The 12085-nt window shown below is 42.3% G+C and carries 13 protein-coding genes; 3 read left to right on the forward strand and 10 right to left on the reverse strand.

Annotated elements, in window-relative coordinates; all coding sequences use genetic code 11:
- Nucleotides 1–27: 27 nt before the first annotated feature.
- The 4 genes from IEW93_RS02205 to crp form a co-directional block, all read right to left on the reverse strand.
- The gene (locus IEW93_RS02205) at nucleotides 28–1362 is read right to left on the reverse strand and encodes an ATP-binding protein (RefSeq protein ID WP_188736486.1); all 1335 of its coding nucleotides are present in this window, start codon (nucleotides 1360–1362) and stop codon (nucleotides 28–30) included.
- Complete coding sequence (locus tag IEW93_RS02210; protein ID WP_188736488.1) at nucleotides 1359–2033, reverse strand: response regulator transcription factor; 675 nt, start codon at nucleotides 2031–2033, stop codon at nucleotides 1359–1361. The genes IEW93_RS02205 and IEW93_RS02210 overlap by 4 nt, the downstream gene beginning before the upstream one ends.
- Nucleotides 2014–2361: a PepSY domain-containing protein gene (locus IEW93_RS02215; protein ID WP_188736491.1), complete on the reverse strand. Its 348-nt coding sequence runs from the start codon at nucleotides 2359–2361 to the stop codon at nucleotides 2014–2016. The genes IEW93_RS02210 and IEW93_RS02215 overlap by 20 nt, the downstream gene beginning before the upstream one ends.
- Nucleotides 2362–2755: 394 nt before the next feature.
- The gene (gene crp, locus IEW93_RS02220; RefSeq protein WP_130598440.1) at nucleotides 2756–3391 is read right to left on the reverse strand and encodes a cAMP-activated global transcriptional regulator CRP; all 636 of its coding nucleotides are present in this window, start codon (nucleotides 3389–3391) and stop codon (nucleotides 2756–2758) included.
- Nucleotides 3392–3714: 323 nt separating this feature from the next.
- On the opposite strand from crp, the gene IEW93_RS02225 reads away from it, so the two are divergent.
- Nucleotides 3715–4494 (forward strand): tetratricopeptide repeat protein, encoded by a 780-nt coding sequence (locus IEW93_RS02225; RefSeq protein ID WP_188736493.1) that lies wholly within the window; start codon nucleotides 3715–3717, stop codon nucleotides 4492–4494.
- A 177-nt stretch (nucleotides 4495–4671) separates the two neighbouring features.
- Here the strand turns inward: IEW93_RS02225 and IEW93_RS02230 are convergent, their stop codons facing one another.
- The 3 genes from IEW93_RS02230 to IEW93_RS02240 form a co-directional block, all read right to left on the reverse strand.
- Entirely contained in the window at nucleotides 4672–5568 is an 897-nt protein-coding gene (locus IEW93_RS02230; RefSeq protein ID WP_188736495.1) for a phosphoribulokinase, read from the reverse strand.
- Nucleotides 5569–5700: 132 nt separating this feature from the next.
- A complete protein-coding gene (locus tag IEW93_RS02235) occupies nucleotides 5701–5949 on the reverse strand; it encodes a YheU family protein (protein WP_188736497.1) in 249 nt (82 codons plus the stop codon).
- Nucleotides 5950–5951: 2 nt separating this feature from the next.
- On the reverse strand, nucleotides 5952–6956 hold the full coding sequence (locus IEW93_RS02240) for a hydrolase (RefSeq protein WP_188736499.1): 1005 nt from the start codon (nucleotides 6954–6956) through the stop codon (nucleotides 5952–5954).
- 112 nt (nucleotides 6957–7068) lie between these two features.
- Between IEW93_RS02240 and IEW93_RS02245 the strand changes: the two genes are divergently transcribed.
- Both IEW93_RS02245 and IEW93_RS02250 read left to right on the forward strand, forming a co-directional pair.
- Entirely contained in the window at nucleotides 7069–7575 is a 507-nt protein-coding gene (locus IEW93_RS02245; RefSeq protein WP_188736501.1) for a TAT leader-containing periplasmic protein, read from the forward strand.
- Between the two features lie 28 nt (nucleotides 7576–7603).
- Nucleotides 7604–9190 carry a GMC family oxidoreductase gene (locus tag IEW93_RS02250; protein ID WP_188736503.1) on the forward strand — a complete coding sequence of 529 codons (1587 nt, stop codon included), beginning with the start codon at nucleotides 7604–7606 and terminating at the stop codon, nucleotides 9188–9190.
- 31 nt (nucleotides 9191–9221) lie between these two features.
- Here the strand turns inward: IEW93_RS02250 and IEW93_RS02255 are convergent, their stop codons facing one another.
- The 3 genes from IEW93_RS02255 to IEW93_RS02265 all read right to left on the reverse strand — a co-directional run.
- Complete coding sequence (locus IEW93_RS02255; protein ID WP_188736505.1) at nucleotides 9222–9671, reverse strand: TIGR02444 family protein; 450 nt, start codon at nucleotides 9669–9671, stop codon at nucleotides 9222–9224.
- 48 nt (nucleotides 9672–9719) lie between these two features.
- Nucleotides 9720–11582, reverse strand: coding sequence for an ABC transporter ATP-binding protein (locus IEW93_RS02260; protein ID WP_229706555.1), 1863 nt, complete (start codon nucleotides 11580–11582; stop codon nucleotides 9720–9722).
- A gap of 2 nt (nucleotides 11583–11584) precedes the next feature.
- On the reverse strand, nucleotides 11585–12085 hold a 501-nt coding region (locus IEW93_RS02265; protein ID WP_188736507.1), incomplete at its 5' end, for an IS630 family transposase.

Below are 12085 nucleotides of genomic sequence, written 5' to 3' on the forward strand. Positions count from 1 at the left end.
ATCAATTAGGCCTTTTTTATTGTTGTTTTATTGGCTCATAAGTACACTGACACTTAAACCTTTAAGAGAGTCACTTCGCCTAAATTGTAAAGTAAACCCATATTGATCGCAGATTTCTTTTACGATCGATAACCCCAGCCCATGGCCCATGGTGGCTTCATCTAGGCGTGTCCCTCTGGCTGTCAACAAGGCTAATTTGTCTTGTTCAACACCACTTCCATCATCTTTTATTTGCAGCAATATTTCGCCATTTGGCGTTTGTTCAATACACACTCTCACCTGAGCGTTAGCCCATTTAAATGCATTGTCTAGCAAGTTACCAAATAGCTCCATACCATCTTCACGATGAATGGGGATCCTGCTGATTTGATCGGGGTTAGTTACTGTACAATGGATTTGTCTATTATGGTGCACCTTGTGTAAGGTGTTAATTAAGCTGTCAAAATCTTTTGGAACGGTTAATTGTGCCGCTGGTAGCATATCACCGGTAATTCTTGCGGCTGCAAGTTTTCGTTCTATCATTTTATGTACTAAATCTAACTGTTGTTGCATTGCTAATGCTGCCTCTGGGTGAGATAACCCTAAGGTCTCGACCTGTTGCTGCATCACCGCCAGTGGTGTTTTTAACCCATGGCTTAAGTTACCTAGGTTATTTCGGCTTCGCTCAATTTGCTTAGCGGTATAATCTAATAGCTGGTTGTAGGTTTCTGCTAGCGGGCGGATTTCTGCTGGTATTTGGGCAATTTCTAATGAAGCTATATCTCCCTCGCGAAGTTTTGCTAGCGCTCCCTGAATTTGATTTACCGGTTTAAATGATTGACGCAAAATGATGAAAATACCGGCTATCATGGCTAATAACATACCAATATTAATTGCCAGTTTGGTGCCAAAGACTTCGCTAAATACTCTGCGGCCAATACTGAGGTCTTGTGCAACCGTTAAGGTTGCAGTGTTATTGCTATTGGGCGCACCAATGCCAATTGATAGCAGTTGCATATCATTATTTTTGGGGCCTTTGGCTTGCCATACACGCTTTTGTTGTGATTCTAAATTAACGATGTGTAATTCAGCATCCCATAATGACCGTGATCGAATGGTCTTATTTGGCAGATTTAGCTGAAAATAACGCCCAGAATAGGCTGGGCGATAAAAGCTGGATAACTGATTTTGATCGATAACTAATTCGCCATCATCAAGACGGGTTGCAATGATAATGTGTTCTAAATCTTCTTCTAAACGATTAATAATCGAGTCATGAAAAGCATCTCTTAACATGGATTCAAACAAAAATAACCCAATCAGAGTTGCGATAATAATCAAACCACTAAGCCACAGACTGAGCTTAAAGCGAATTGACATCATTGGGCTAGACCGTGAAAGATATACCCTTGGCCGCGGCGGGTTTCAATAGTGGTTTTACCGAGTTTTTTACGCAAATGGGTAACATATACCTCTACCACATTGCTTTCTTTTTCATCGTCAAATTGGTAAAGCTTATCGGTAAGTTGAGACTTAGACAGTAATTTTTTGGGCGACATTAAGAAAATCTTCAGCAGCCTAAACTCCATTGAAGTTAACTCATATTCTTGCTCACCAACCGTCACCTTTTGCTCGTTTTCATCTAGCGTAATACCGCCATAACACAGCTGTTTGGACGATGAGTTTGCTCTGCCATGAGCGCGATGGATTAACGCCTGAATACGGGCTAAAAGCTCTTGCGCATGAAAGGGTTTGCCAAGGTAGTCGTCAGCCCCTGCGTTAAAACCTTCAACTTTTTCGTGCCACTGACTACGTGCTGTGAGCATGATAACGGGCGTATTCACTCCGCGCTCACGCCACTTGGTCACAAGTGAGAGTCCATTTCCGTCGGGTAAACCTATGTCCAGTATTACGCAATCGTAATCGGTTTCACTCATAAGATAATCGGCTTCTACCGCTTTATCAGTAACATCTGTGATATATCCAGCTTGCTTAAGTTGTTTTTCAAGCTCAGCGACCAATAATGGGTTATCTTCAACGAGTAGCAGTTTCATGTTTAGTACATTCGCTCGGTAATTGCTGTAATGGATTTTTCATGCCGTTGACTGCATCTAACTGCAGGTTAATAACATGCCCTTGTGCGAGTTTAAATTGTAAATCGTAGCGCCATTTATCTTGATATTGATAAAGCTGAGCATCAACAAGCTGACCATCACAATACTGCGACACCCAAGTCAAATAATCATCTAATGGGCGTATATTACCAGAAGTCACTAATTTTTTGACTTTATCATGATCAAGTGGGAATTCATTAACAGGAATATCTTGTTGGTCAATGGATAAGGCCATTAAGCTGATAGTGGCGATGAACAAGCTATTCATGTTCGCTCCCAAATAAAAAAAGTGGCGTTCAGAGTATGAACACCACTTTAAATATCTTGGCTTAAATCAAGCTGAAGTAGACATTATTGCCGCTTAAATAGCGTTTATAAATGTCCTAGGGTCTGTTGAACTTTCAAGGTTATTTTTGCAGCGAATTGTTGGCCATTTCTACAAGGCAGAGACTTTGAGGTGTAGTTACTCTACATAAAAAGTCGATAACGCAGTAAAAATGGCCAACAAACGCTGCCCAAAGGGTTCGGCTAAAAACGTTTTACTCTTTGTTAAATGATTCTTTGAAATAAAGAGTTGCTTAGATTGCTAGGCATCAATCCATTCGTCTCGATTAAAACGTTTTTAACTCGAACAAAATTCAACCAGCAAAGACCAGCAGACCCTAGCGTGTACCGTAAACCACGATAGTTTTACCGTGTGCTTGAATCAGGTTTTGCTCTTCAAGCATTTTTAAAATACGGCCAACGGTTTCGCGTGAACAGCCCACGATTTGACCAATCTCTTGACGGGTGATTTTAATCTGCATACCGTCAGGATGAGTCATTGCATCAGGTTGTTTTGCTAAATGTAATAATGTTTGTGCAATACGGCCAGCAACGTCTAAGAAGGCTAAGTCGCCCACTTTTTGGCTTGTGCTTTGTAGGCGGTATGCCATTTGGGCAGAAAGCTTCATTAAGATTTCTGGGTTAACTTGAATAAGCTGTTTGAACTTTTTGTAAGAGATTTCGGCAATTTCACATGCTTGTTTAGCACGAACCCAAGCTGTACGTTCAGCTTGTTCTTCGAATAAACCCAGTTCACCGATAAAATCACCTTGATTTAGATAAGAGAGGATCATTTCTTTACCTTCTTCATCTTTGATCAATACAGCAACAGAACCTTTTACGATGTAATAAAGCGTGTCAGAGTCTTCACCAGCATGGATCAACGTGCTTTTCGCTGGGTACTTATGAATGTGACAATGTGAAAGAAACCATTCTAATGTTGGGTCAGGTTTTGGCTTACCAATCAGAGCCATACGATATTCCTCGATTGATTAAAAATGAAAGTAAGTAATGTCTAATTAAGCATTCTACGCGATTCGAATCGTAAAAACTTTGATAGAGATCGTATTTAGAAGTGTCAGTAGTGTATATTAACCTGTTAAATTTTAGATTAAATTTATTTTGTTTGTGATCAAGGTCAGCTTTTATTTTGTTTGCCTAAGCATATTGTGTTTATTTTTGTCGCTTAACCGATTGAATTATTGGCTGACGCGGGTGTCTATTGAATTGGATAGACGAGTTAGATACTGTTATTAAATACCCGTGATTAATAACACTGATTGTTGTAGAGGTGTGCGTGAACAGATTGAGTCAAATAGTAAGGGCTGCATGCCTGTTGGCAGTGAGTGTGTTAAGTTTACCTGCTTATTCATTTTATGTACCCCCCACAGTGGAGTCTTTGGCTGCCAGTAAGCTGGTGCACATTCAAATAAAAGCGAAACAAGGTGATGTAGACGCGCAGTTTTTATTAGGTTTAATGCATTTATCTGGACGATTTGTCAGTCAAAATACCCAGTTAGGATTGGATTGGGTTAATCAAGCCGCGGCGCAAAATCATATTAAAGCGCAGCAAACTATTGCCGATTTGGCCTTTGAAGGTAAATTATTTGCCCGCGATTTAGCCCTAGCCGAAAAATGGTATTTGGTTATGGCTGACCAGGGAGATAAATGGGCTAATTTTCGCTTAGGTTTTATTTATTCTGCTGGTGGTGATGGGGTCATTCGTAACTGCGGTAAAGCGATGAGCCAATTTAATGCAGCTGGTGATAATGTGTCGCTTGGTAATGTTGCGTGGATTTTGGCAACGTGTCCAGAGGCAGAGTATCGCGATGGTTCGAGGGCAGTGTCTATGTCTCTAAAGCTTTTAGAGCAAAATCAAAATGACCCAACCGTATTAGACAATCTGGCTGCTGGTTATGCTGAAATAGGTGACTTTACCTCAGCCATTGATGCACAAAAGAAAGCCATTCAAGCATTAAAACACAACCCAGATCTGGCGCACAGTGATGAGTTTATTATGCGATTAAAGCAGTACCAAAATAACCAAGCATATCGAGAAATTATTCCATTGATGTAGTAAAGCCAAAATGGTTTAACAGACAAGAGTGCGATGAAGAGGTTTGAGTGAGTTTTCGCTGATGTGCTTGATACGCTAACAGAAAATAGGGGGAATTAGCGCTCAAGCACATCAACTGCCGTTATTTCGTCTGAAATCACGATAAAACAATTGTAGTGTTATTGACTTAAATTAAGCTTAACTAGGCTTGATATCATTGATGTTTTGCAATTCTATTCGCTTATCTAATAAGTCCTTTATTAACGGCGTTAAGATAAGTTCCATGGCTAACGACATTTTCCCACCCGGCACCACAAGAGTATTAACGCGAGACATAAACGAGCCTTGGATCATATTAAGATAATAAGGAAAGTCGACGTTATTAATGCCTCGAAAACGAATAACCACAAAGCTTTCGTCAAGGCTTGGAATGTCTTTAGCACTAAATGGGTTTGAGGTATCAACAGTTGGGACTCGTTGAAAGTTGATATGGGTTCGTGAAAACTGCGGCGTCATGTGATTAATGTAATCATCCATACTGCGCACAATAGAGCCCATGACTTTTTCTCGGCTGTGTCCACGCTCGGTGGTGTCGCGAATGATTTTTTGAATCCATTCTAGGTTGACAATAGGTACCATCCCAATGAGTAGGTCAACGTGTTTTGCTACGTCTGCGTCGTCAGTGACCACACCACCATGTAAGCCTTCGTAATAAAGCATGTCAGTGTTTTCTGGGAGATCTCGCCATTGAGTAAAAGTGCCTGGCATTTGGTTGAAAGGCACTGCCTCATCGAAGGTATGCAAATAACTGCGGGTTTGGCCATTACCTGTCTCACCGTAACTAATGAAGCACTCTTCGAGTTTTTTAAAGTTGTTGGCTTCTGGACCAAAATAGCTAATGTTACGATTTTCAGCCTGCGACTTACGGATTAATACTTCCATTTCTGCGCGGGTGAAATGATGAAAACTGTCGCCTTCAACAAATGCTGCGTTAATACCAAGCTGCCTGAATATGTGCGTAAAGGCAGTCGTTGTGGTCGTTGTGCCAGCACCAGATGAACCGGTTACAGCAATAATAGGGTGTTTTGCTGACATGATATTTGCCTACGTTTGTGATTCACCAAAGAAAATCGAGCCATTAGTTATACGGTAATCATCACCTTTGGGTCAATTATTCACGGGTGATAATGTTAATATTTATAACAAATTATTGCGTAATCATGCAGCTTAATCATTAAATCTCGCAGCAACATGCTCTCGTTGACGGATCGCTATCGACTCATCTTCTTCGCTATACTCTACTACTAAATCGCCTTTTTTTAATGCAATCTTACAGCGTTCAGTGGCATTTATCAGTTGCTGCTCATCTACGTCACTAAAGCTGCCATCTTCAAGTTGCGAAAGTAAATACTCTTTTATCATTGCTTGTAGCGTTTCTTGCGGTAATGACAATAATGCATCGTATGGTACCAGCATGGTTACTCCTTATGCGTGTCTTTGAGGGTGAACGGCTTATTGATGCTGGCCAATAAAAAGGTGATTATTCGCTTTTCTAAATAGAATTGGGGTTTCCAGGGCCAGCCGCCCTCAACAAAGCCAACATGTCCACCAAATCGATGGAGTTCATATTCAACCATGGGCGATAATTGATCTTTGCTTGGGATCACATCGTCAGTCATAAAGGGATCATCTTGCGCATGGATAACTAATGTCGGTTTAGTGATATATTGTAAATAGGCTATCCCGCTCGATTTTTCATAATAGTCGTGAGCGCTTGTAAAGCCGTGTAACGGTGCCGTGACTTTGTCATCAAACAAGTAAAATGTATTGAGCATTTTAAGCTGTTTTTTGGTGATGGGCATTTGCTCTGTGAGATTTGCCGTATTGATTTTATCGAGCATTTTTCGCTGTAAACGTTTAATTAAAAAACGCTGATAAACCGTTGAAAATCCACTTTCTAAGCGTTTGGCGCAGGCGCCTAAAGTTAGCGGCGCCGACACCACTACAGCCCGTTCGAGTAAATTATTTTGCTGCAGGCTGCCCTGATACTTGGCCAGCACATTTCCACCTAAACTGTACCCCACAGCATAGAGCGCAGAGTCTGGGTAGTATTGTTTCAATTGCAATAAGGTATATGCTAGGTCGTCAACGTCGCCGCTATGATAGCTTCGTGCTAAGCGGTTAGGTTCTCCTGAGCATCCTCTATGATGATGTACAACAGCTGCTATTTTAGCTTTTTTAGCCTCAAGCAGTATTCTGCGTGCATAGTGTGATTCTGTGTTGCCTTCAAGCCCGTGTAGAATGACTAATATAGGTTCACCGTTTTGTGCTTGGCCTAACCAATCTAAATCAATAAAATCGCCGTCGGGTAATTCTTGTCTTTGCCTAAACGTTGCTGGTTTGGCTACTTTAAAAATAAACGGTAGAATCGTTTGAATGTGGGGACTTGCTGCCCACCATGGTGGAGAAAACATCTTGTTCATAGAAGGCATATTTCTGCAATAGTTTGTGAATATTTAAACGTGTGTTTAAATGTTGCTCATGCCACTTTAGCACATAAAAATTACTGACAACAATAACCCTAAGGGGAAGTAAATGAAGCGACGTACCTTTCTCACAGGTGCTTTTGCAGGAACAGCTGCACTAGCACTTGGCGTTAATCTGTATTCGCCAACATTAACAACCACGCCTGATGATGTTCATCATCGTGTGCTTTTTAGTGTGTTCATCCCTATTTTCCTCGATGGCAGTTTACCTGAGGTGCCGAGCCACAGAGAAATAGCCATTAATCGCACTTTAGATGCTATTACGCAATCAATTAACCATTTACCGCAAGCCCAACAAGATGAGCTAATGGAGCTCTTAGATTTGCTTGAAGGCCGTTTGGGTTTGTTGTTGCTTAGTGGCAGTATGACGCCGTTATTAGGGCGTGAACCTCAGCAATTAATCGATATGCTAGAGTTTTGGCGCTTCAACTTTCTCGATATGCTAAAAGTAGCCTACACAGGGCTGCGTGAGCTTATTATGGCCAGTTATTATGCTTGTCCTGAACATTGGGGAAACTTGCGTTATGCTAAGCCAACTTTTTTGGTTAGCCCTTAAAATTAACTCAGTGTGAAGGAGTATTCTCTTGGCTATTATTGATCCTATTATTACTGGGTTACGTTCAGGCTGGCATCATATTGATGCCAGCACATTGCAAAAGAACCGTCATTTTGAGGCCGATGTGGTTATTGTGGGGACGGGAGCTGGTGGCGGTACTGCCGCTGAAATTTTATCGCAAGCTGGCCTGAAAGTGATAATGATTGAGGGCGGCGCATTAAAATCTTCCACTGATTTTGACATGGAGGAGCGTCATGCATACCCTAATTTATACCAACAGGCCGCAGCATTAAAAACAGCGGATAAAGGTGTCAGTATATTTCAGGGGCGAACAGTGGGTGGGTCAACTACCATCAACTGGACAACCTCTATTCGTACCCCCGAACCGACCTTGGATTTTTGGCAGCAGGCTAAATCTGTTAAGGGGTTGTCTGCAATTGAGTTACAGCCATGGTTTGAAAAAATGGAGCAGAGGCTCAATATTGAGCAATGGCAATATGAAGCAAACCGAAATAACGCTGCACTGCGACAGGGGTGTGAAAAACTCGGCTGGGAATACACCGTCATTAAACGTAATGTTAAAGGGTGTTGGAATACCGGTTATTGCGGAATGGGCTGCCCAGTTAATGCTAAGCAATCTATGTTGGTGACTACCATACCTGGGGCGCTTGAACATGGCGCGACCTTAATATCGCGGGCAAAAGTGGTTAAGCTTGATTATAAAGGTGACAAGGTTGTTGGCCTTACCGCACAAGCCATGAGTGAAGGATTTAAACCAACAGATTTACAGATTACATTTAGTGCAAAGCATTATATTTTAAGTGCTGGTGCTATCCATACCCCAAGCATTTTGATGCGTTCTAATACTCCAGATCCCCATAAACAACTCGGTAAAACCTTTTTGCATCCGTCTTTGTTGTCTGGTGGTTTATTTGCAGAACAAATTAATGGCCATAGCGGTGCACCGCAATCGATTTATTCTGATGAGTTTGTTTGGCGCGATGGCGCTGTTGGTGATTTGGGATATAAACTTGAAGTTGCCCCTGTTCACCCCGTGCTGATCGCTTCAAAGACCATAGGTTATGGTGTGAGTCATGCACAGTTAATGGCCAATTTTAATCAAATGCAAGTCACTATTGCCTTGGTCCGCGACGGTTTTAATGAGCAAAGCCCAGGTGGACAAGTACGCTTAACCGATGACAGTTTCGTACTGGATTACCCGTTAACTGACGGTTTTTGGCAAGCAGCGCGCCGTGCATTTTTATCGATGGCTGAATTACAATTTGCAGCAGGCGCCAAAAAAGTGCTGCCAATGCATGACGGACTGAGTTTCTTCGATTCTTGGAATGATGCTAAGCAAGGTATTAACCAGCTTGATTTAGGATTAATTAAAACCATTGTTGCGTCTGCGCATGTGATGGGCGGTTGTGCCATGGGTGAAGATAAAACCCAAGCCATGGTGGATAGCTTTGGCAATTCACATTACTTAGAAAACCTGTCGGTGATGGATGGTTCAGTGTTTCCGACGAGCCTTGGTGCTAACCCACAATTGTCTATTTATGGCATTGTGGCTCGTAATGCGACAGCCTTAGCGAAAAAGCTGACAGCAAAATAAACAATGCCGAAATTTTAATTCAGGGGTAGGATTAGATGGCGCTGTCATCTAATCCATAAATGCTCAAGTAGGTATTAACATTGCTGCTTATTCCTGCGCTTGTCGTGAGAGGTTGTCCGTTTATTAAATGCAGCTTTTGTAATAGTAACTGTTGTGACTTTCGCTCCATTATCAATTCGACTTCAAGCATTTTTTGATAGTCATCTTCTGGCAAATGCTTTTTGGCGATACGGCGTAATTTACGATAAGGCACTAGTACTGAGTCTTCCCATTTTTCGATAACACTTAGCATGCTTTGCCATTGTTCTACAGACAACATAAAAGCATGTTTATCAAGATATTGTGCTAAAAGTAATATGTTTACATTAACCTGATAACTATCTTGCAGCTGGATATAAGCGCTTGGCTTTTGGCTGTAAGCGAGTTCGCATTGATGCCACAATGTGCGGTCGAACATCGGGCGATTGAGTGTGGTAGGCATTGGGTTTCCTTGGGCGTTTATGGTTAAACGCCAAAGTCAAAGTGGGTATTATTGAACAGCTTGTTCAATTGCTTCAATTTGTTCTTGTAGCTCTAACCAGTTCATTTCACTTTCGTCCATATCCTGGGTCAAACGGGTTCTCTCATTAAGCACTTGAGTCATTTTTGCTTTGTTTTCAGCCTCGTATAAGCTGCCATCGGCCAGTTCTGTTTCTAACTCTGCTAAGCGTTGTGAGATCTTTTGTTGTTGAGTTTCTAACTTGGCTTGTTGCTTTTTAAGTGGTGAGGTTTTTTGTCTTAGCTCTGCTTCAATGCGCTTTTGTTGCTTTTTGTCAATTTGATCGCCAGCACTTGCTTGGGCCTCGCTCTTATTATTGGCTTGTGCAGCTTTTGCGGCGTCGAGTAACCATTGATGATAATCATCTAAATCACCATCAAAAGGCTTTACAACACCTTGATCAACCAAGTAGTAATCGCTGCAACTTAGGCGTAACAGGTGACGGTCATGGGATACAATTACCATGGCACCTTCAAAGCTTTGCAGCGCCATGGTTAATGCATGACGCATCTCTAAATCTAAGTGGTTGGTGGGTTCATCGAGTAACAGCAGGTTAGGGCGTTGCCACACCAACAATGCCAATACTAGACGGGCTTTTTCACCGCCAGAAAATGGTCTAACAGGGGCAAGTGCCATGTCGCCATTAAAGCCAAAACCACCTAAAAAGTTACGTAACTCTTGCTCGCGCGTACTGGCAGGCGCCAGGCGAACTAAGTGCTGTAAGGGGGAGTCATCTAAACTTAAAAACTCAATTTGATGCTGAGCAAAATAACCAATATTAAGCCCTGGATTGGGTTGGTACTTACCCGTTTTTGCATGCAGTTGGCCAGATAATAGTTTAATTAAAGTTGATTTACCGGCACCATTTCGCCCTAACAAACCAATACGGGCACCGGGTACTAGATTAAGCTGTACTTGTTGTAAAATGGTTTTGTCATTGTAGCCGATAGAGACGTTTTCCATGACCACAAGTGGATTTGGCAGAGCTTCTGGCTCTCTAAATGCCATTTGGAAAGGGTTATCAACCTGTGATGGTAATAACTCTGCCATGCGTTCAAGTGCTTTTAAACGGCTTTGGGCCTGTTTGGCTTTACTGGCTTTATAACGGAAACGATCAACAAACGATTGCATATGTGAGCGTTCTTTTTGTTGGCGTTCATAGGCGACTTGTTGCTGCGCCATGCGCTCTGCTCTTACACGTTCAAAGGCACTGTAATTGCCTTTGTAAAAATTGAGCTTATGGTTTTCAACATGAACAATCTCATCAACAATACCATCTATAAAATCACGGTCGTGACTGATAAGAATTAACGTGCCTTGATAAGATTTAATCCAGCCTTCTAACCAGTACATGGTATCTAGGTCTAAGTGGTTGGTTGGTTCATCGAGCAACAATAGATCGGAGCGACATAAAAGTGCTTGGGCAAGGTTAAGGCGCATACGCCAGCCACCCGAAAAGCTTTTAACTGGGTTGCTTTGTTCTGCTTCGCCAAAGCCTAAACCGGCAAGCAATGCTCCAGCGCGTGCGCGAATGGCATAACCACCAATGGCGTCAATTTTTCCGTGAATGAGCGCGATAGCATTGCCATCATTATCATGTTGAGCTTGATTGAGTTCAGCTTCAAGTTGACGAAACTCAGCATCGCCATCTAGTACGTATTCGAGTGCAGAGACATCAAGCGCTGGTGTTTCTTGCGCGACGGTGGCAATTTGCCAGCCTGCAGGCAAACTAAAGTCGCCTTTATCAAGGTGTAAATGACCGAGTATTAGCGCGAGCAAAGATGACTTACCGGTACCATTCGCGCCAACTAATCCCACTTTATGCCCTGGGTAGATGGTTATACCATTCCGCATAACTAAGTGATCATTGTTGCCCATTGTCGATGGCACATTTTTTTCACACGCTCTTTATCTTCAATGAATGCATTCCACGCTTCACTACAGGCATCAACTATTGACTCGTAACCTTCAAAGCAACGATTAGCTAACTTATGCTGCCTCAACCAACTCCACACTTGCTCAATTGGGTTTAATTCCGGAGAATAAGGCGGTAGCTTTACGATAGATAGATTCTCAAAATCATCTGCAATATCATTAGCATGCCAACTCGCGCCATCCATAATCACGACAGCATAGCGCCCGCTTGATGTCGCCAAGGAAATTTGTCCCAAGTGTTGTCGCATTACCTCTTTATTGATGCAAGGTGAAATGAAGGCCTCAGTTGCTCCGTTTCTCGGACAAACCGCACCAAAAAGATGGACATACTCGAATTGCTGTTGCCTCACTGCGAGCGGACGGGTACCTTTTTCAGCCCAAAGTTTGGTGGTGGTATTTTGCTGACCAATACGCGCCTCATC

Source organism: Shewanella inventionis (assembly GCF_014641855.1).
Lineage (GTDB): Bacteria > Pseudomonadota > Gammaproteobacteria > Enterobacterales > Shewanellaceae > Shewanella > Shewanella inventionis.